Genomic DNA, 18,752 nt, shown 5'->3' with positions numbered 1-18,752 from the left:
AGGCCGCTCCTACAGGGGGACGCATATCCCTGTAGGAGCGGCCTTGTGCCGCGAAAGGGCCGCGAAGCGGCCCCATGCACCTAATCAGGCCAGTTCCTCGGCCTCATCCTCGCGCACGATCGCCTTCACTTCGTCGCGACGGCTGATGTACTTCCAGTCCGCCTCGTCGATGTAGATGCCATTCGGCCCGCTGCCGCCTTCCAGGTCGATCGCCACCCGCGCCGACACCTGCGGCTTCACGCTCGCCAGGATCGGCACGAAGCCCAGCTGCTGGCTGGTCTCCAGCAACGCCGCCTGGTTGCGTTCGTCGATGTCCGCCGCCTCGTCGAGGTAGTACGGCAGGCGAATGCGCCCGGCCAGGTCGCGGTCCATCAGGTGCAGCAACAGGTACATGTTGGTCAGCGCCTTGATGGTCATGGTGGTGCCGTTGGACGCAGCGCCGTCGATGTCGGCGTGAATCACCGGCTGGCTGTTGATCTTGGTGATCTCGAAGGCCAGTTCGAACAGGTCCTTCAGGCCCAGCTGGTTGTGGTTGGCCGCCACCAGCCGCGCCAGGTACTCCTTGGCCTCTTCGTTCTTGTGATCCTGCTCGGCGCTTTGCGTGAGGTCGAACACCGACAGGGTTTCGCCTTCCTCGTACTGGCCGGCGCTGTGGATGATCTGGTCGATGTGCCGGAGCGCTTCCTTGTTCGGTGCCAGCACCACGCGGAAGCTCTCCAGGTTCGACACCTGGCGCTTGTTGATCTCGCGGTTGAACAGCGCCAGCTGGTGCTCGAGGCTGTCGTAGTCGCTGCGGATGTTGCGCAGGGTCCGGGCGATGTCGGTGACCGCGGCGCGGCGGGCCTTGGCCAGGGTCAGCGCTTCCTCGGTGCGGTGCGAGTAGGCGTTGATCAGCAGCTGCAGGCGGCGCTCCATGTCGTCTTCGCTGTCGAACTTGGCCACGCCCTTCAGGCGCACCTGGGCGTACAGCGCCTCGATCTGGTTGTCGACGCGCTGCAGCGCCTGCCAGCTGTCCTGGTAGTCGTTGAGCAGCGGCAGCAGGTTGTCCATGGAGTCGTCGATCGCTTCCATGAACGGCGTGCCGAACGGCAGGTCGGCCGGCAGCAGCTGGCGACGGCGCAGGGCGTCCTCCAGGGTGCGCTGCTTGGCTTCGAGGTCGGCGATCTGCCGGCCCACCAGCTGCAGCTTGGCCGACAGCTGCTGGACGCGTTCGGTGAAGGCGTCGCTGGAGCGCTTGAGCTCGTCCTGGGCGGCTTCCAGCTGGCCCAGCTGCTCCATCTTCTCCGGCTCTTCGGCGGCCAGGGTCTCGGTGCGGCGGAAGTCTTCCAGGGCCTTCTGCGCATCCAGCACCTGCTGGTACAGGGCCTCGGTCTGCGCCTTGCTGGCGGCGCGGTCGAGGGCCACGGCCTGCTGGGTCTTGAGCTGCTTGAGTTCTTTTTCCAGGCGCTCTTTCTGGTCGCGCAGGGCGGCGCGGTCGGCCAGGGCCTGCAGCGCGGGTGGGTCGATGTGCGAGATGTCGATGGACAGGCCCGGCACTTCGAAGCGTTCGCCCTTGAAGCGGTCGAGCACGCCTTCGAGGGTCTTCACCCAGACGTCGCTGTCGTCCAGCTCGATGCCACGGTCACCCAGCGGCAGGCTGAACAGCGCACCGTTGAACAGGCGCATCAGGCGGTCGACGTCCTGCTGCGAGAACTCCTCGCGCAGGCGGGCGTAGCTGTTGTTGTCGGCGTGGTCGAGCTGCTGCTTGACTGCCTTGACGCGTTTTTCCAGGTCGCGCACGCGCTCGTCGAGGTCCTCGGCGGAGAACTGTCGCGACTGGGCCAGGGCGCCGGCCAGTTCGTCGTGGGCGTCCTTGGCCGCCAGCAGCTGCTGCTCCAGGACCTTGACGTCGGTGACCAGGGCGAAGCGGTGCTTGAGCACCGACAGCTCACCCAGCCAACGCTGGATGCCGGTAATCTCGCGCTCCAGGCGCATCAGCTCCTGGGTACCGCCGCGCTGGTCGTTCTGCAGGCGGTCCTGCTCGCCACGGTAGTGCTCGGACTGGATCACCAGCTCTTCCTTGCGCGCCATGGCGTATTCCTGCCAGGTGCCCAGCAGGTTGTCGAGCAAGGGCGAGATGCGGTGCAGCTTGCCGCGCAGGATGTCGCGTTGGGCCACGCCACCGGCCAGGGCCTCGACCAGTGGGCCTGCGGCCACCAGGGCGTTGTAGTCGCCCTCCATGCGGCGCACGTCGCGGAAGGCCTCTTCGCAGGCGGCGATGTAGTCGACGCTACCGGAGCGCAGGCTGTGCTCGAAGGCGTCGAGGAACAGCTGCTTTAGCTTGGCGGCGGTGATCTCGCGCATGTGCAGCAGGTTGATGAACAGTGCGCGGAAGGTCTTCAGGCTCTGCTCGCTGGTCGAGCGCAGCGGGATCAGGGTCAGGTCCAGCGGCACCGAGGTGTGGCCGCCGACCAGCAGTCGGCGCAGTTCGTCCGGCTTGAGCTCGTAGGCTTTCAGGCCATGGCGCTCGAGGTTGGTGAACAGCTCCTTCTGGCGCAGGCAGGTGTCGTCTTTCTGGTAGTGGGCCAGGTCCAGCTCGCCCTGGTAGGCGAAGAACTGGTGGCCGAAGCCGCCGCCCGGGCCGCGGCCGACCACGCCGATCACGTGCGGGCCGTGGGGCAGGTTCAGTTCGGTGAGGATGTAGCTGGTGTCGGTGGCGAAGTAGAAGCGCCGCGACTGTTCCAGGCTGTACTTGCCGAAACTCATGTCGGACATGCGCGCCAGGATCGGGAACTGCAGGGCGTTGATCGACGCCGATTTACCCAGGTTGTTGGCGCCGTAGACCGACAGCGGGTGTTCCAGGGGGAACAGGCCGAGGCTGTAGCCGGCGGTGTTGAGCAGTGCGAAGCGGCGGATGCCGTAGCGTTCCTGGCTCATGCGTCAATCTCCTGTTGCTCTTCGCGGATCGCCCGGGCCAGGGCGTCCTCTTCGCTTTCCTCGCCAGCAAATGGGGTGAGGTCGAGCGGGTCGTCGGTGCGGTTGAGTTCCTCGGGGGTTTCTTCCACCACCAGCACGGGCACCGGCAGCGGCAGGTCGCTGTGCAGGGTGGCGGCCAGGTCGCGGTCCTGCTGGACCGACAGGCACACGTCGAGGAAACGGTGCATCGGCGGCATGAAGCGGTAGATGCCGCCCTCTTCGAAGGCGAAGCCCAGCTGGGTCATGCGGCGCATGATCTTTTCTTCGAGCTCGTCGACGGTCTGCACTTCGGCCTGCAGGAACAGGTCGCGGTACTTGTCCAGCAGCGACGGCAGTTCGTCGCGGCCGATGCTGCCACCGTCGAGCACGGCCATCGGGTCGCGGCCCTGGTCGGCCAGGTGCTCGACCAGGATGAAGGTGAACAGCGACAGGCGCTGGGCGGTCTTGTTGACCTGCGCGGCGGCCTGCTCGGGGACGAAGTAGTAGAAGCCGCGGGTGTCGCAGACCAGCTCGAAGCCCAGGGCCTTGAACAGGGTGCGGTACTGGTCCTGGAAGTTCGACAGCTGGGCGTACAGCTCCGGGTCGCGGCGGCTGATGTGGAAGCCCTTGAACAGCTCGCGGAAGATCGGCGCGAGCTGGGACAGTTCGGAAAGATCAAGATGCATGGACGGGGCTCGCGGTGGATTCGGTCGTGGTCGCCGGCTTGTTGTCGCGGCTGGAGGTCAGGGCGAAGGAGCGCAGGCTGACCAGGTGTTCGCGGGTGAGGTATTGCTGGCGATCGAGGCGCTCGCGGCTGAAGCGCTTCTCGCGCGACAGGCGCGAGAACCAGTACAGCAGTTCGTCGGTGGCGCCCTCGGGCTCCTGCTCCAGCAGCCAGACCATCAGGTCCGGCAGCGGCAGGGCGTCTTCGCAGCGTTCGAGCATTTCCTTGACCGTGCGTGGGGCGCGGGGCAGCGGGCCCTTTTGCGTCTTGTGCGCCTTGGGGAAGCGCGCAGGCTTGGGCTCGAAGCGGGCCAGGGCGTAGACGTAGGCTTCAACTTGGCTGGCGCTGCCGAGGAAGGTGCTCTGTGGGCGGGTGAACAGCGGCATGGCGGCCTGCGGCACGGCGTCGATGCCCTTCTTGCGGATCACCGACAAGGCCAGGGCGGCGCCACGGGTCACGGCGTTGTGCCGGCGCGCTTCTTCGCGCAGCGGCAGCAGCAGTTCGCGGGCGTGGCGCAGGGTCAGCTGGGCGCTGGTCTGCATTTCGAGGATGCGCGCATGGGTGCGCAGCAGCATGTCGTCGTCGACCAGGTGGCCCAGGCGCGCCTGCTCGCCCAAAAGGCGCAGCAGCACGGTCTCGACCTTGCGCACGCCCTGCTCGAAGGCGCCGTCGGCGTTGACCAGCTGGATCATCGGTTCGACGTACTCGTCCCAGGTCGCCAGCACTTCGGCGTAGCGCTGGCGCAGGGGGATCTGGCGGTTGCTGGTCTTGGCCCGCTCGGCCACGGCCACCAGCGCCTGTTCGTCGTTGTCGAGCTTCTTCAACACGTCGCGCACGCGCATGTCGAGCAGGCGCAGCTGGCGCGCCAGGTCGTCGCTGTCGCGGTTGTCGAAGGCGTCCTGGATATGCCCGGCGAGGCGTTCCAGGTGGCGCAGGTAAGCCTCGATCTCCAGGCACAGGCCCAGCCGGTGTTCGCGGCGCAGGTAGGCGAGGAAATCGTGGATCTGCGCGTTGAGCTCGAAACGGTTCGGGCTCTTGGCCACCGGGACCAGGATGTCCAGGCGGATCCACACGTCGAGCAGCTGGGTGATGTCCTGCGGGGTGCTTTCCACCTGCTGGCGGGCCAGCTGCTGGCGCAGCTCGACCAGGCTCAGGGTGCCCTGGTCGAAGCGCTCGCACAGCGGCTCGATCAGGGCCCAGTGTTCGGCTAGGGCGCGCAGGACGCGCTTGGGTTCGATCATTGGCGGGTCGACTCGTTGCCAAATAAAAGGGGCGATTGTACTGCATCCGGGGGGGAGGATTTCACCCCTTGGTCTGTTATGGGGACAACCCTGAGGCTCAAGGGGGGATTTACCGGCCCCATCGCGGGGCAAGCCCGCTCCCACACCTGCATTAAGGCGTGGGAGCGGGCTTGCCCCGCGATGGCCGATAATCTGTTGCGGCGCATCCTGGGCAACGGCGTTAGAATGCCCGACTGTTTCGTCTATCCCCGGATACCCGCGCCTTGCTGATCGAGTCCCGCCGCCGCGCCTACCTGTCCGCCATGCAAGTGGTGCACTGGCTGCCGCGCGCCGAACTGCCGTTCGCCGCCCCGTCGCGGCCGGAGCTGCTGTTGCCGGTGGCGCCGGTTGAGGAACTCGACTTCGAAGTACGTCCGGCCGCTCCCGCGCCTGCGCCGAACGCCACCCCGGCGGCCCCTCAGGCACGTGCCGAGCGGCCGAAGATCGAAATCCCGCGCCCGGGCAGCGCGCCGAAACCGGCCGCCAAGCCGGTCGAGGCCGAGCAGGAGGCCCCCGCGCCACGCCCGGCGCCGGTACCGCCACCACGCTTCGCCCTGCAGTTGCTGCGCGCTGGCAGTTGCCTGCTGCTGGTCGAGCTGGCCACCGGCCAGCCGTTCCAGAGCCGCGATCCGTCGTACCTGCTGCTCAAGGACATGCTGCGTGCCGCCGGCCTGCCGGATGCCCCGCAGATCATCGGCGAGCCGGTGCGCTGGCCGTTGCTGATGCGCGGCAGCATGGACCAGGGCCCGGACGCCGCCCGCGACTTCGTCCAGGGTTTCATCGCCGCGCGCCTGGAAGAGGCGCCGTGCACCTGCCTGTGGCTGCTCGGCCTGCCGGCCATCCGCTTCGCCGGCCAGGCCGATGCCGAAGCCTACTACCAAGAACTCGAGGTCGACCTGCTCGGCAACGCCTGGGCCTTGCCCGGCCTTGAACTGTTGATGGACGAGCCGCAACGCAAGGCGGACGTCTGGAAAGCCATGCGCCAGCTGATGGCGCGCTGGAAGAGCCTTGAATGAGTGACTCGATCAGTTTCCGCCCGGCAACCGAGGCGGATCTGGATGCCCTGCTTAAGATCGAATATGCCGCCTTCAGCCACCCCTGGACCCGCGGCATCTTCCTGGATGCGCTGAAGTCCTATGAAGTGTGGTTGATGTTCGTTGGCCAGCAGCAAGTCGGCCATGGCGTGATCAACGTGATCATCGACGAGGCGCACCTGCTCAATATCACCGTCAAGCCGGAAAACCAGGGCAGCGGGTTGGGCCTGCGCCTGCTCGAGCACCTGATGGCGCGGGCCTACCAGCTCAATGGCCGCGAGTGTTTCCTCGAAGTGCGCGCCAGCAACCAGTCGGCCTATCGCCTGTACGAGCGCTATGGGTTCAACGAGATCGGCCGGCGTCGAGACTACTATCCGGTGGCGGGCGGGCGCGAAGACGCGCTGGTGATGGCCTGTACGCTGCTGGAGGACTGAGGCGCGCCGCCGCGGGCACCGGTTCAAGCCAGTGCCAGGCGACGGCTGAGGTTCAGGCGGCGAGAATTAACGCTCGATTGCCAGGGCTACGCCCTGACCGCCGCCGATGCAGAGGGTCGCCAAGCCCTTCTTCGCATCGCGCTTGATCATTTCGTGCAGCAGGGTCACCAGCACCCGGCAGCCCGAGGCGCCGATCGGGTGGCCCAGGGCGATGGCGCCGCCGTTGACATTGACCTTCGCCGCATCCCATTCCAGCTGTTTGCCCACCGCCAGCGCCTGGGCGGCAAAGGCTTCGTTGGCCTCGATCAAATCCAGATCGGCCAATTGCCAGCCGGCCTTTTCCAGGCAGCGCTGGGTCGCCGACACAGGGCCGATGCCCATGATCGCCGGGTCCACGCCGGCGCTGGCGTAGGCGGCGATCTTCGCCAACACCGGCAAGCCCAGGGCCTTGGCCTTGGCGGCGCTCATCAGCAGCACCGCGGCGGCGCCGTCGTTGAGGCTGGAGGCGTTGCCGGCGGTGACGCTGCCGTCTTTCTTGAACGCGGCGCGCAGCTTGCCGAGGGATTCGGCGGTGGTGCCGGGGCGGGGTTGTTCATCGGTGTCGAACACCAGCGGCTCGCCTTTTTTCTGCGGGATGTGGATCGGGGTGATCTCGTCCTTGAAACGCCCGGCCTCGATGGCGGCCACGGCCTTGCGCTGCGACTCGGCGGCGAAGGCGTCCTGTTGTTCGCGGGTGAGGGCGTACTTGTCCACCAGGTTCTCGGCGGTGATGCCCATGTGGTAGTCGTTGAAGGCGTCCCACAGGCCGTCGGTGATCATGCTGTCGATCAGCTGGCCGTGGCCCATGCGCTGGCCGGTGCGCGCCGAAGGCATCACGTAGGGCGCCAGGCTCATGCTTTCCTGGCCGCCGGCGATCACCACCTCGGCGTCACCGCAGCGGATGGCCTGGGTGGCCAGGTGCAGGGCCTTGAGGCCCGAGCCGCAGACCTTGTTCAGGGTCAGCGCCGGGACCTCGAAGGGCAGGCCGGCCTTCACGGCGGCCTGGCGGGCGGGGTTCTGGCCGGCGCCGGCGGTGAGCACCTGGCCGAGGATCACTTCGTCGACATGGGCCGGGTCCAGTTGGGTCTGGGCCAGCAGCTGGCGGATCACGGCGGCGCCCAGCTCCACGGCGGACACGTTGGCCAGGGCCCCCTGGAAACTGCCGATGGCAGTGCGGGTGGCGGCGACGATGACGACTTCGTTCATTGTTGTTCTCCGGGATGCGGGCGTGATCCTGACAGCATCCCCGCCCGGGGCTTATTTGAGAAGTTTGTTTTTCTTTGCCATTGATCTGAAATTCAAATGAATGATTGGTGCGGGTCGGTGCCTTCAATCGGGCAGGGCTAAGCTTGGCTGGTTCCCGCCAACCACAAGGGGTTCGACCATGCGCCATTCAGTGATCGCCATCACCTTGCTGCTCGCCAGCGCCGGTGCGTTCGCCAGGACCGAGTGCACCACCGCCGATCGCGGCACCTGGCAGGATGCCGAGAAGTTCCAGGCCCAGCTCAAGGAACAGGGCTACAAGATCAACAAGTTCCAGATCACCAAGGGCAACTGCTACGAGATCTACGGTTTCGACAAGGACGGCCGCAAGGTCGAGATCTACCACGACCCGGTGACGGGCAAGGCGGTCAAGACCGAGTACCATAAGTGACCGTCAGCGTGCGGCTGTGGGACCCGTTGCTCAGGGTGTGCCACTGGTCGCTCGCGCTGGTGTTCTTCGGCGACTATTTCTTCAACGAGGCCGGTGACGACTGGCACCAGTGGCTGGGTTACTACGCCTGCGTGTGCCTGGTGATACGGCTGACGTGGGGCTTCGTCGGGCCGCGCAGTGCGCGCTGGGCGGACTTCTGGCCGACGCCTGCGCGGCTGCTGGGCCATGCCCGGGCGCTGTGGCGCGGTGAGCGTTATCACCGCCTGGGGCACACGCCGATCGGCGCGCTGGTGATGGTGCTGATGATGACCGGCATCGCCAGCCTGGGCCTGACCGGCTGGATGATGCTGGAGGTGGATGCGTTGTGGGGCGCCGAGTGGCTGGAAACCTTGCACAGCTGGCTGGCCGATGGCCTGCTGGCGCTGGTCTGCGTGCACCTGCTGGCGGCGCTGGTGGAGAGCGTGCGACTGCGCGAGAACCTGCCGTGGTCGATGGTGACGGGGCGGCGCAGGTCTACCGAGGACCCGTGAAAGTGGGGCCGCTTTGCGGCCCTTTCCGGCCGGTCCGACGCCTCGGCAAGGCCGCTCCTACAGGAGATAGCGTTTTCTCTGTAGGAGCGGCCTTGTGCCGCGAAAGGGCTGCGCAGCAGCCCCGGCAATCGTGCCTACACCGCCGGGCACTGGTTGGTCACGCAGTGAATCCCGCCCCCACCCGCCGCAATCGCATCGATATCCAACTGCACCACCTTGCGCCCCGGATACAGCTTCACCAACAACGCCCGCGCCTTCTCGTCGGCACTGCGGTCACCGAACTGCGGCGCGATCACCGCGCCATTGATGACGAAGTAGTTGATATACCCCGCCGCGAAGTCCGGATTGTCCTCGCTGAACTTGCTGCGCCGAGGCTTGAGCGGTGGCGACATCGTGTGCACCTGCAACTTGCGGCCATCGGCATCGGTGGCGTTGCGCAGGATTTCCAGGTGCTCAAGGGTCACTTCGTGATCGTACGAGTCCGGATCGTTGTCCAGGTTCGCCACCACCACGCCGGGCGCCGCGAAGCGCGCGTAGAAGTCCACATGTGCATCGGTGATGTCCTTGCCCTTGATGCCCGGCAGCCAGATGATCTTGCGCAGCCCCAGCCGCTCCTTCAGCTCCGCCTCGACCTGAGCCTTGCTCCAACCCGGGTTGCGGTTGCTGTTGATCCAGCTGCTCTCGGTCATGATCCCGGTGCCATGGCCGTCCACTTCGATACCGCCGCCTTCGCCCACCAGCTCGCTGCGCTGGTGCTGGGCACCGGCCAATTTGGCGACGCGGGCTGCCAGCTTGGCGTCGTAGCGGTGCTGCTGCTTGCCGCCCCAGCCGTTGAAGTTGAAGTCCACCGCGCCCAGCGCGCCATCGTCGTCGACCACGAAGTTGGCGCCGATGTCGCGCATCCAGATATCGTCCAGCTCGGTCTCGACATAGGTGATGTTGTGGCTGCCGCATTCCTCCTCGGCGATGTCGCGCTCGCTGGCGCGGCAGAACACCGTCACCGGCTGGAACGCGGCGATGGCACGGGCGATGCGCCCGAGCGCGGCCTGGACGTCTTCGGTGAAGTCTTCCCAGATGGCGTCCTGGGCGCCGAAGGCGATGTAGGCGCGCTGGTGCGGTTCACCCTCGTCGGGCATGAACCAGCGACCGGCCTCGCTGGCGCGGGCGCTGTTGCTGCCGAACGGCAGGCCAAAGCTGGCGGCGGCGCCGAGGCCGGCGACGACGCTCATTTGCTGGAGGAAGGTACGGCGAGTGGGCATGGGGTCAGTCCTGTGCAGTCTTGAAACGGGTCCAGACGCGCATGCGCGCACGCATGTCGGCCTGGGGGATGTCCTTGCCCGGGATCAGCCGGGTGTAGGTGGCATCGGCGAGGTAGATGTCCGGGTTGTCACGCAGGCGCGCGTCCACCAATGGGCGGGCCTTGGCGCTGGCGGTGGGGTAGCCGGTGAAGTTGCTGATCGCGGCCATGTTCTCCGGGCGCATGACGAAGTTGATGAAACGATAGGCGTATTCCGGGTGCTTGGCGTCGGCGGGGATGGCCATGGTGTCCATCCACACCGTGGTGCCTTCGCGGGGCACGCGGTACTGGAAGTCGATGGCCTTGCCGGCGGCCTCGGCGGTGCGCTGTGCCTGGATCACGTCGCCGCTGTAGCCCAGCGACAGGCAGGTGTTGCCGTTGACCAGCTCGGTGACCGGCTGTGACTGCAGCTTGCGCACATAGGGGCGAATGCCCTTGAGCAGTTCGCTGGCGGCGGCCAGGTCTTCGCGTTTGGCGCTGCGTGGTTCGCGACCGAGGTAGTGGAGGACCACGGCCAGCACTTCGTCGGGCGAGTCGATCATCGAGATGCCGCAGTCGGCGAACTTGGCCGCCAGCTCCGGTTTGAACAGCAGATCGAGGCTGTCCAGCGGGGCGTCGGGCATGCGCTCGCGGATCTTCGCCGCGTCCATGGTCAGGCCGATGGTGCCCCAGGTGTAGGGCACGGTGGCCTGGCTGGCCTTGGGATAGCGCTCGTGCAGCTGGCGCAGACCGGGCTCGATGTCATCCAGCGCGGTCAGTTGCTGGCGGTCCAGCGGCCGCAGGCTGCCGGCGCGCATCAGCCGTTCGGCCACGGTGTCGCCGGGGAACACCAGGTCATAGCCGCTGCGCCCGGACATCAGCTTGGCCTCGAGCACTTCGCTGCCGTCCATGACGTCGTAGATCACCGGGATGCCGGTTTCGGCGGTGAAGCGCTTGAGGGTGTCCTCGGCAAAATAGTCGGCCCAGTTGTACAGGCGCAGGGCTTCCTGCTCGGCCTGGGCAACGCCGGCGCAGGCCACCAGGGCGGCGATGGCGAGCAGTTTCGATGGACGGCTTGGCATGGTTCAGGCCCTCGCGGTTTGTGGGGTACGGCCGTCGAGGGTCATCAGCGGCGCATACATGCTGGGGCGACGGTCACGGTAGATGCCCCAGGTCAGGCGGTCCTCGCGCATGCCTTCCAGGTCCAGGTCGTGCAGCCACACGCCTCTGCTGTCGCGGTCGGCTTCTTGCAGCATGGCGCCTTTGTGGTCGCAGATGAATGACGAGCCGTAGAAGTGCATCGACAGGTTGTCGTCACTACGGGCGACCTCGTAGCCGACCCGGTTGGCGGCCACCACCGGCAGCAGGTTGGCGGCGGCGTGGCCACGCATGGCCATCTGCCAATGGTCGCGCGAATCCAACTCGGCGGCGCCCGGCTCCGAGCCGATGGCGGTGGGGAACAGCAGCACCTCGGCGCCCATCAGCGCCAGGCAGCGGGCGGTCTCGGGGAACCACTGGTCCCAGCAGATGCCGATGCCCAGGCGGCCGAAGGCGGTGTCCCAGACCTTGAAGCCGGTGTCGCCGGGGCTGAAGTACTCCTTCTCCTGATAGCCGATGGCGTTGGGGATGTGAGTCTTGCGGTAGATGCCCAGCAGGCGGCCGTCGGCGTCGGCCACGGTCAGCGAGTTGAAGAAGGCATTGCCGGTGCGCTCATACCAGCTCAGCGGCAGCACCACGCCCAGCTCCTTGGCCAGGGCGGCGAAGCGCTTGAGCAACGGGCTGTCGTGGTAGTCCTGGGCCAGGGCCTGGTGGCTGTGGCACTGCTCGATGCAGAAGTACGGGGTGGCGAACAGTTCCTGCAGCAGGATCACCTGGGCGCCCTGGGCGGCGGCCTCTCGCACCAGCTGCTCGGCACGGTCGAGGTTGGCGGCCAGGTCCCAGCTGCAGGCCATCTGCGTGGTGGCGATGCGCAAGGTGCTCATGGCCGCGCCCCCTGCCACGCTGGCTGCTGCTGGGTGATGCAGTGGATGCCGCCGCCACCGTGGGCGATGTGGTCGATGCGCACCGGCACGACCTCGCGGCCGGGGAAGGCCAGGGCCAGCTGCTGCGCGGCGGCCTGGTCGGCGTCGATGCCGTAGGCCGGCATGATCACCGCGCCGTTGGTCAGGTAGAAGTTGGTGTAGGAGGCGCAGAACACCTCGGCTTCGGTGTCCACGGCCGCCGTGGCCTCGTACAGGTCGAGCAGCTCGAACGAGCGGCCCTGGGCATCAGTGGCCAGTTCCAGGGCGCGGCGGTTCTCGCGGGCCACTTCGGCGTACACCGAACCCTGGTCGTGGGTGGCGTCCACCAGCAGCACGCCGGGGCGGGCAAAGGCGCACACGCCATCGACATGGCCGTCGGTCATGTCGCCGGTGACGTACTGCGGGTCGCCCGGCAGCCAGATGGTCTTGCGGATGCCCAGCAGGCGGGCGAAGCAGTCCTCGAAGTCGGCCTTGCTCAGGCCCGGGTTGCGGTTGGGATTGAGCAGCACCGACTCGGTGGTGATCAGCGTGCCTTCGCCGTCGACGTGGATGGCGCCGCCTTCGTTGCACAGCGGGGTGCTCAGGCCTTCGAGGCCGAGGTGGTCGAGGATGCGCCGGGCCAGGCTGCGGTCCTTGCCATGCTCGGACTTGTCGCCCCAGGCGTTGAAGCGCCAGCTCAGGCCGGCCACGCCCTGTTGCGGGTGGACGAGGAAGGTCGGGCCGCTGTCGCGGCACCAGCTGTCGTCCACGGCCAGTTCGACCAGCTCGATGCCGGGGCCGCACAGTTCGCGGGCAATGGCCATGGCCGAAGGATCGACCACCATCTTCACCGGCTCGAAGCGGGCGATGGCGGCGGCCACGCGGGCATAGTCGCGCTGCACGTCGGCCAGGGTCACGCCCCAGCCCGACTCCCACAGCGGCTTGTTGTGTGGCCAGATCATCCAGGTGGCGGCGTGGCGGGCCCATTCGGCAGGCATGCGCCAGCCGCTGTCGCGGGACAGGGTCATAGTGAACTCCGATCTATTAGGGATTGTTATCAACGAAGCCCGCCGTCGCGGGTGTTGCTGCCCATGTTATGGCTGGGAAAGTGGCGCGACAAACGATAGATTTAGCGTATTTCTGATTAGTCAGGCTTATCAGCATGCTCAAGCATTGGCCCCCGCTCAACGCCCTGCGTGGTTTCGAAGCCGCCGCCCGCCTGGGCAGCTTCCATAAGGCCGCCGAGGCCCTGAACCTCACCCAGTCGGCGATCAGCCAGCAGATCCGCAGCCTGGAAAGCTACCTGGAACAGCCCTTGTTTCATCGCAGCGGGCGCAGTGTCAGCCTGACCGATGCCGGGCATGACCTGCTCAGCACCACCCAGGCCTTGCTGCAGCAGCTGGCGGTGGGGATTCGTCGTCTCGACCAATACCGCAAGCCCAACCAGCTGGTGGTCAATACCACCCCGGCCTTCGCCCGGCATTGGCTGTTACCGCGCCTGGCGGATTTCCACCGGTGTCACCCGGACGTGGACCTGTGGCTGTTCACCAGCTTCGAGGTGCCGGACATGGCCAGCGAGACCATCGACCTGGCGATTCGCGACGATATCGGCCCGCAGGCTGAATGCAGCTTCACTGTGCTACACCAGGACACGCTGTATCCGGCTTGTCACCCGACATTATCCGAGACCGGGCGCACGACCTTGCACGGCGAGCGCGAGATGGACTGGAGCCACTGGCAGCTGGAGGGCGGCGAGGAGGTAGGGCAGCAGGGCAAGGGGCTGAATTTCTCCGACCCGGGGCTGCTGCTGGAGGCGGCGGGCGAGGGGCTGGGGATTGCCCTGGTCAGTCAGCTGCTGGCGCAGCGGATGGTCGACGAGGGACGTTTGCGACCCTTGTCGGCACAGCGTGTACGCGGGCCGGTGTGGAGCTGCCTGGTGCATTGGGAAAGCCAGGAGGATCCGTTGGCGCGGCAGTTCCTGGCATGGTTGCGCGAAGCCTTGCAGCCAGCACCGTCCCTGTAGGAGCGGCCTTGCGCCGCGAAAGGGCCGCGCAGCAGCCCCAGATTTCGGAAGATCGCTGAAATTGCCGGGGCCGCTTCGCGGCCCTTTCGCGGCACAAGGCCGCTCCTACAAAATGTTCGAGGATTTTGAATCACCCCGTAATATGTGTCGGATATCCCGCGAGGGTAGTCTCACCCTCTAGATCAAACGGCAGCGCCCCGAATCCGGGTGCTGCCCCAGCCTAAACCTGACGAGGTACAGACATTGGCCATCATTCATCCCAAGGTTCGCGGTTTCATCTGCACCACGACTCACCCCAAGGGCTGCGAGCTCAACGTCCGTGACCAGATCGAAGCCACCCGCAAGCTGGGCGTGCGCGAGGATGGTCCGAAGAAAGTCCTGGTGATCGGCGCCTCCAGCGGCTACGGCCTGGCCGCGCGCATCACCGCGGCGTTCGGCTTCAAGGCCGATACCCTGGGCGTGTTCTTCGAAAAGCCGGGCACCGAGACCAAGCCCGGTACCGCCGGCTGGTACAACGCCGCCGCATTCGACAAGTTCGCCAAGGCCGAAGGCCTGTACAGCAAGTCGATCAACGGGGACGCCTTCTCCGACGAAGCCCGTGCCAAGGTCATCGAGCTGATCAAGACCGAAATGGGCGGCCAGGTCGACCTGGTGATCTACTCCCTGGCCTCGCCGGTGCGCAAGCTGCCGCAGACCGGTGAAGTGATCCGCTCGGCGCTCAAGCCGATCGGCCAGCCGTACAAGTCGACCGCCATCGACACCAACAAGGACACCATCATCGAGGCCAGCATCGAGCCGGCCACCGAGCAGGAAATCGCCGACACCGTCACCGTGATGGGCGGCCAGGACTGGGAACTGTGGATCGACGCCCTGAACGCCGCTGGCGTGCTGGCACCGCAGGCCCGCACCGTGGCCTTCAGCTACATCGGCTCCGACATCACCTGGCCGATCTACTGGGACGGCGCGCTGGGCAAGGCCAAGCAGGACCTGGACGAAACCGCCCAGCGCCTGGGCAAGAAAGTCGGTGGCAGTGCCAACGTTGCGGTGCTGAAGTCGGTGGTTACCCAGGCCAGCTCGGCGATCCCGGTGATGCCGCTGTACCTGTCGATGGTCTTCAAGATCATGCAGGAGAAGGGTATCCACGAAGGTACCCAGCACCAGCTGGACCGCATGTTCCGTGACCGCATGTACCGTGCGGACGGAGCGCCGGCTGCCCTGGACGACGAAGGCCGCCTGCGTCTGGACGACTGGGAACTGCGTGATGACGTGCAGGAGGCCTGCCGTACGATGTGGCCAAAAGTCACCACCGAGAACCTGTTCGAGCTGACCGACTACGCCGGCTACAAGAAGCAGTTCCTCAACCTGTTCGGTTTCGAGCGCGCTGACGTCAACTATGATGAAGACGTGGCCACCGACGTACGGTTCGACTGCATCGAGCTGTAAGCAAGTCCTTGACCGTGCAGCCGTTGATGACGGCTGCGCGGTTCCCGCCGACGACTTGTTAATATTCTGAAACAAATCCTCCAATGGCCCTTTGCCATGGGCACCCTCCGCCTGATCTATACCCCAGCTATTGGCCTGGCAATTCCGCCGGGGCCGAGGAGGGAGCAATGGGCGCACTGCAAAAACTACAAGAACGCATTCGCCAGAAGGGCCTCAAGCGCACCTTCAAGACCTTGTTCGAACGTTACGTGTTCTTTCACTGGGAATTGTTGTGGATGGAACGCGACCTGATCAGCCCGGTGCCGCCCTACAGCCTAAAGGTCCACACGCCGGTCACCCTGGTGCAGATCACCACCGCCAACGCCGACGCCTTCGCCGCGAATTTCGGCGACCGCGTCGAGACCATGCGTGAACTGGCCGCCGAAGGGCACACCGGGCACATGTACCTGGACGAGCAGGGCGATGCCGTGGCCTTCATCTGGGCCAGCGTGGTCGACTATCACGACAAGCACTACTACGGTTGCACCTTCCCGGTGAAACCGGGCGAGTTCTTCGAATTCGGCGGCGAAATGACCCGGCCCTACTTCGGCAGCGAGCTGTCGGTGACGGCCCAGGTCGACCTGTGGAACGCCATGCGTGCCAAGGGCTGCCATAAGGTGGTGGATGTGGTGGAGACCCACAACGTGCCGGCCATGAAGCTGCACCTGCGTATGGGTTACCACGAGCAGGGTCGGGTGATGCATGTGTATGGCCTGTTTGGCCGCTGGAAGCTGTTCCGCGAGACCCGCTACCACGGCTCGCGCCTGGCGGTGCTGCGCAAGCCGGGTGTGGCGCGAGCCTTGCCGACTGCCTGAAAGCACAGGACCTGTAGGAGCGGCTTCAGCCGCGATGAAACCAACGAGGTATATGGCACCAGCTTCGCTGGTGATCGCGGCTGAAGCCGCTCCTACAAGGAACTCGCGCTGTTCGGGAATTTTTTGCTAGCGTGGGCGCACGACAACAGCCCGTCCGCCAGCATGGCGCGACGCCGCAGGGAGCGCGCCATGAGCAGCCTCACCCAACCCGCCTGTGCCTTTCGTCATGTCGCCGCCGATGGCTACAGCCTCGGCGGATTCCGCTGGCGCCACGCGGAGCCCGATCCCGGGCGAGCGCTGGTGATCATCAACGCCGCCACCTCGGTGCGCTGCCGTTACTACTCGCGATTCGCCGACTACCTGTTCGCCCAGGGCTTCGACGTGCTCACCTATGACTACCGCGGCATCGGCGAATCGCGCCCGGCCACGCTGCGCGGCTTCCAGGCGTCCTGGAGCGACTGGGGGCGGCTGGACTTCGAGGCGATGCTGCAATTGGCCGTCGCCGAGCATCCCGGCCAGCCGGTGCATGTGGTCGGCCACAGTTTCGGCGGCTGGGCGCTGGGGCTGGCGCCTTCGGCGGCGCAGGTGCGCCATGCGGTGCTGGTGGGGGCGCAGTTCGCCTACTGGCGTGACTACGCGGCGGAGCAGCGTTGGCAGCTGTTCGGCAAATGGCATGTGCTGATGCCGCTGTTGACCCGGGTGTTCGGCTACTTTCCCGGCAAGCGCCTGGGCTGGCTGGAGGATACCCCGGCTGGTGTGGTGCACGACTGGAGCACCCGCACGCCGCGCTACGAGCACCGGCCCAGTGGGCGCCTGCTCGAGGCGGCGCCGTTCGAACAGGTGCGGGCGGCGACCCTGGCCGTCAGCTTGACCGACGATCCGTTCGGCACGGTGGCGGCCACCGAGAGGTTGTTGGGGTATCTGCGGCAGGCCGAGCGTCGGCACCTGCGGGTGGCGCCTGTGGATATCGCAGTGGAGGAGATCGGGCATTTCGCGTTCTTTCACGATCGGTTTCGTGAAAGTTTGTGGCCGATTGCGCTGGGATGGCTGCGAGAAGGGCAGTTGCAGGGCCAGGTGCCGGGTCGCGTTATCGGTTGAGGGCCCCATCGCGGGGCAAGTCGCATCGGCGCACCGCCGCTCCCACCAGCAGTGGGAGCGGGCTTGCCCCGCGATGGGCGAGACGCGAAGTCAGGCCAGGCGCGTGAGCGGCTGGGCGGTGAACTTCACGCCGGCCAAACCATGCTTGATCAGCGCACGGATATTGCCATGGTCGCTGCCCTCGGGGGTGGCCACCACGCTGCGGTAGTGCTCGCCGAAGGCCAGCAGTGCTTCCTGGTCGCTCAGCCCTTCCAGCAGCGCCAGGCCCAGGGTCTTGCACGAGCCTTCGTTCTGCCCGGCGGCATTGTGCACGTCGCCGTTGTCGAAGGCCTGGGGCTGGTAGCTGTAGTTCGCGGCGATGAACGCCAGGGTGTCGGCGAAAACGTGTTCGCCGCTGGCGAGGCTGCTGCGCAGGGTGTTCAGGTCAGTCACGGGGTTTTCCTTGTTCGAACGCCGCCTGTTGCTCGGCGCTGGCTTCTTTCTGGTGTTGGGCTTTCCACTCGGCGTAGGGCATGCCGTACACCTGCTCGCGGACAGCGTCCAGGCTCAGCTCGATCTGGCGATCGTCGGCGGCGGCCTTGAGCCATTTCGACAGGCAGTTGCGGCAGAAGCCGGAGAGGTTCATCAGGTCGATGTTCTGCACGTCGGTGCGTTTCTGCAGATGGTCGACCAGGCGCCGGAACGCGGCGGCTTCGAGTTCGAGCTGTTGTTGCGGGGTCATGGGCGGTCTCTTCAGGTCATGCGGTTCTTCAGATGGCGGCCACCGTTGATGACCACCTGGCTACCGGTGCTGTACTGGCTTTCGAGCAGGAACAGCACGGCGTCGATCAGCGGGCGGGCGCCGGGTTCGAATTCGAGCAGGGCCTTTTTCAGGGTCTGCTGGCGGTACTGCTCGTCGCCGCCTTCCTTGAGGATCAACAGGCCCGGCAGGATACCGTTGACCCGCACCTTGGGCGCGTACTTTTCGGCGAACGACAGCACCATGTTCTGCAGCGCGGCCTTGGTCGCGGCGTAGCCGATATGGCTCTTGCTGCCGCGCGAGGAGGTCTCGTCGCAGATGTGGATGATATCGGCCTTGTCCACCTTGTTCAGCCATTCGCCGAGGGCCAGGTTGAGGTGGTAGGGCGCCTCGACGTGCAGGCGGAACATGGTGTCGAGGTTGTCCAGGCCGTCGTCGAGCCACAGCGAGGCGTTGTGGATGATCCCGCGCAGGCCGTCGTAGTGGCCGTGCAGGTGGTCGATCAGGGCCTGACGGTCTTCACTGCGGGTCAGGTCGGCCTGGAACTGCCGGATGTTCGGGTGGGCCGCCTGGGCATGCAGGCTGCGGCTGGCGCTGACCACCGTATGGCCGGCCTGGGCCAGCTCCAGGGCCAGGGCCAGCCCGACGCGCTGGCTGGCGCCGGTGATGAGGATTGGGCTGTTCATGTGC

19 protein-coding genes are annotated in these 18,752 nt (G+C 66.2%); 8 read left to right on the top strand and 11 right to left on the bottom strand.

The window, feature by feature from the left end; genetic code table 11:
- Positions 1-84: 84 nt before the first annotated feature.
- The 3 genes from mksF to mksB are packed head-to-tail and all read right to left on the bottom strand — an operon-like array spanning position 85 to position 4,899.
- Positions 85-2,916 (bottom strand): Mks condensin complex protein MksF, encoded by a 2,832-nt coding sequence (gene mksF / locus PRtIB026_RS25570; RefSeq protein WP_203650533.1) that lies wholly within the window; start codon positions 2,914-2,916, stop codon positions 85-87.
- Complete coding sequence (gene mksE, locus PRtIB026_RS25565; RefSeq protein WP_186712955.1) at positions 2,913-3,620, bottom strand: Mks condensin complex protein MksE; 708 nt, start codon at positions 3,618-3,620, stop codon at positions 2,913-2,915. The genes mksF and mksE overlap by 4 nt, the downstream gene beginning before the upstream one ends.
- Positions 3,610-4,899 carry an Mks condensin complex protein MksB gene (gene mksB, locus PRtIB026_RS25560; protein ID WP_110735926.1) on the bottom strand — a complete coding sequence of 430 codons (1,290 nt, stop codon included), beginning with the start codon at positions 4,897-4,899 and terminating at the stop codon, positions 3,610-3,612. Before mksB ends, mksE begins: the two co-directional genes overlap by 11 nt.
- 263 nt (positions 4,900-5,162) lie before the next feature.
- On the opposite strand from mksB, the gene PRtIB026_RS25555 reads away from it, so the two are divergent.
- Together PRtIB026_RS25555 and rimI are read left to right on the top strand one after the other, a co-directional pair.
- On the top strand, positions 5,163-5,954 hold the full coding sequence (locus PRtIB026_RS25555; RefSeq protein ID WP_267813249.1) for an energy transducer TonB: 792 nt from the start codon (positions 5,163-5,165) through the stop codon (positions 5,952-5,954).
- Entirely contained in the window at positions 5,951-6,406 is a 456-nt protein-coding gene (gene rimI / locus PRtIB026_RS25550) for a ribosomal protein S18-alanine N-acetyltransferase (RefSeq protein WP_203650535.1), read from the top strand. The genes PRtIB026_RS25555 and rimI overlap by 4 nt, the downstream gene beginning before the upstream one ends.
- Before the next feature lie 66 nt (positions 6,407-6,472).
- Here the strand turns inward: rimI and PRtIB026_RS25545 are convergent, their stop codons facing one another.
- The gene (locus PRtIB026_RS25545) at positions 6,473-7,651 is read right to left on the bottom strand and encodes an acetyl-CoA C-acetyltransferase (RefSeq protein WP_267813246.1); all 1,179 of its coding nucleotides are present in this window, start codon (positions 7,649-7,651) and stop codon (positions 6,473-6,475) included.
- A gap of 178 nt (positions 7,652-7,829) precedes the next feature.
- On the opposite strand from PRtIB026_RS25545, the gene PRtIB026_RS25540 reads away from it, so the two are divergent.
- Positions 7,830-8,099, top strand: coding sequence for a PepSY domain-containing protein (locus PRtIB026_RS25540; RefSeq protein WP_203650538.1), 270 nt, complete (start codon positions 7,830-7,832; stop codon positions 8,097-8,099).
- Positions 8,096-8,629 carry a cytochrome b/b6 domain-containing protein gene (locus tag PRtIB026_RS25535; RefSeq protein ID WP_203650540.1) on the top strand — a complete coding sequence of 178 codons (534 nt, stop codon included), beginning with the start codon at positions 8,096-8,098 and terminating at the stop codon, positions 8,627-8,629. The genes PRtIB026_RS25540 and PRtIB026_RS25535 overlap by 4 nt, the downstream gene beginning before the upstream one ends.
- 134 nt (positions 8,630-8,763) lie before the next feature.
- Here PRtIB026_RS25535 and PRtIB026_RS25530 read toward each other — a convergent pair whose 3' ends face one another.
- The 4 genes from PRtIB026_RS25530 to PRtIB026_RS25515 are packed head-to-tail and all read right to left on the bottom strand — an operon-like array spanning position 8,764 to position 12,933.
- Entirely contained in the window at positions 8,764-9,888 is a 1,125-nt protein-coding gene (locus PRtIB026_RS25530) for an agmatine deiminase family protein (protein WP_203650542.1), read from the bottom strand.
- A gap of 4 nt (positions 9,889-9,892) precedes the next feature.
- Positions 9,893-10,987, bottom strand: a complete 1,095-nt coding sequence (locus tag PRtIB026_RS25525) for an extracellular solute-binding protein (RefSeq protein WP_203650544.1) — start codon at positions 10,985-10,987, stop codon at positions 9,893-9,895.
- Between the two features lie 3 nt (positions 10,988-10,990).
- Positions 10,991-11,887, bottom strand: a complete 897-nt coding sequence (gene aguB, locus PRtIB026_RS25520; RefSeq protein WP_203650546.1) for an N-carbamoylputrescine amidase — start codon at positions 11,885-11,887, stop codon at positions 10,991-10,993.
- A complete protein-coding gene (locus PRtIB026_RS25515) occupies positions 11,884-12,933 on the bottom strand; it encodes an agmatine deiminase family protein (RefSeq protein ID WP_203650548.1) in 1,050 nt (349 codons plus the stop codon). Before PRtIB026_RS25515 ends, aguB begins: the two co-directional genes overlap by 4 nt.
- 134 nt (positions 12,934-13,067) lie before the next feature.
- Between PRtIB026_RS25515 and PRtIB026_RS25510 the strand changes: the two genes are divergently transcribed.
- The 4 genes from PRtIB026_RS25510 (at position 13,068) to PRtIB026_RS25495 (ending at position 17,323) form a co-directional block, all read left to right on the top strand.
- The gene (locus tag PRtIB026_RS25510) at positions 13,068-13,928 is read left to right on the top strand and encodes a LysR family transcriptional regulator (protein WP_203650556.1); all 861 of its coding nucleotides are present in this window, start codon (positions 13,068-13,070) and stop codon (positions 13,926-13,928) included.
- 243 nt (positions 13,929-14,171) lie between these two features.
- A complete protein-coding gene (fabV, locus tag PRtIB026_RS25505; protein ID WP_203650558.1) occupies positions 14,172-15,371 on the top strand; it encodes an enoyl-ACP reductase FabV in 1,200 nt (399 codons plus the stop codon).
- 167 nt (positions 15,372-15,538) lie between these two features.
- A complete protein-coding gene (locus PRtIB026_RS25500; protein WP_203650560.1) occupies positions 15,539-16,225 on the top strand; it encodes a GNAT family N-acetyltransferase in 687 nt (228 codons plus the stop codon).
- 189 nt (positions 16,226-16,414) lie between these two features.
- Complete coding sequence (locus tag PRtIB026_RS25495; protein ID WP_203650562.1) at positions 16,415-17,323, top strand: alpha/beta fold hydrolase; 909 nt, start codon at positions 16,415-16,417, stop codon at positions 17,321-17,323.
- Positions 17,324-17,413: 90 nt separating this feature from the next.
- Here the strand turns inward: PRtIB026_RS25495 and PRtIB026_RS25490 are convergent, their stop codons facing one another.
- Genes PRtIB026_RS25490 through folM form a run of 3 tightly spaced genes read right to left on the bottom strand, consistent with a single transcriptional unit; the run spans position 17,414 to position 18,748 of the window.
- The gene (locus PRtIB026_RS25490; protein WP_203650564.1) at positions 17,414-17,755 is read right to left on the bottom strand and encodes a HopJ type III effector protein; all 342 of its coding nucleotides are present in this window, start codon (positions 17,753-17,755) and stop codon (positions 17,414-17,416) included.
- Positions 17,748-18,044 (bottom strand): DUF1244 domain-containing protein, encoded by a 297-nt coding sequence (locus PRtIB026_RS25485; protein WP_203650566.1) that lies wholly within the window; start codon positions 18,042-18,044, stop codon positions 17,748-17,750. The genes PRtIB026_RS25490 and PRtIB026_RS25485 overlap by 8 nt, the downstream gene beginning before the upstream one ends.
- A gap of 11 nt (positions 18,045-18,055) precedes the next feature.
- Positions 18,056-18,748, bottom strand: coding sequence for a dihydromonapterin reductase (gene folM, locus PRtIB026_RS25480; RefSeq protein ID WP_203650575.1), 693 nt, complete (start codon positions 18,746-18,748; stop codon positions 18,056-18,058).
- Positions 18,749-18,752 lie beyond the last annotated feature (4 nt).

Source organism: Pseudomonas sp. RtIB026 (assembly GCF_016861355.2).
Classification (GTDB): domain Bacteria; phylum Pseudomonadota; class Gammaproteobacteria; order Pseudomonadales; family Pseudomonadaceae; genus Aquipseudomonas; species Aquipseudomonas peradeniyensis.
Note: the sequence above shows the minus strand (reverse complement) of the source record. Positions and strands in the feature narration are given on the sequence as shown.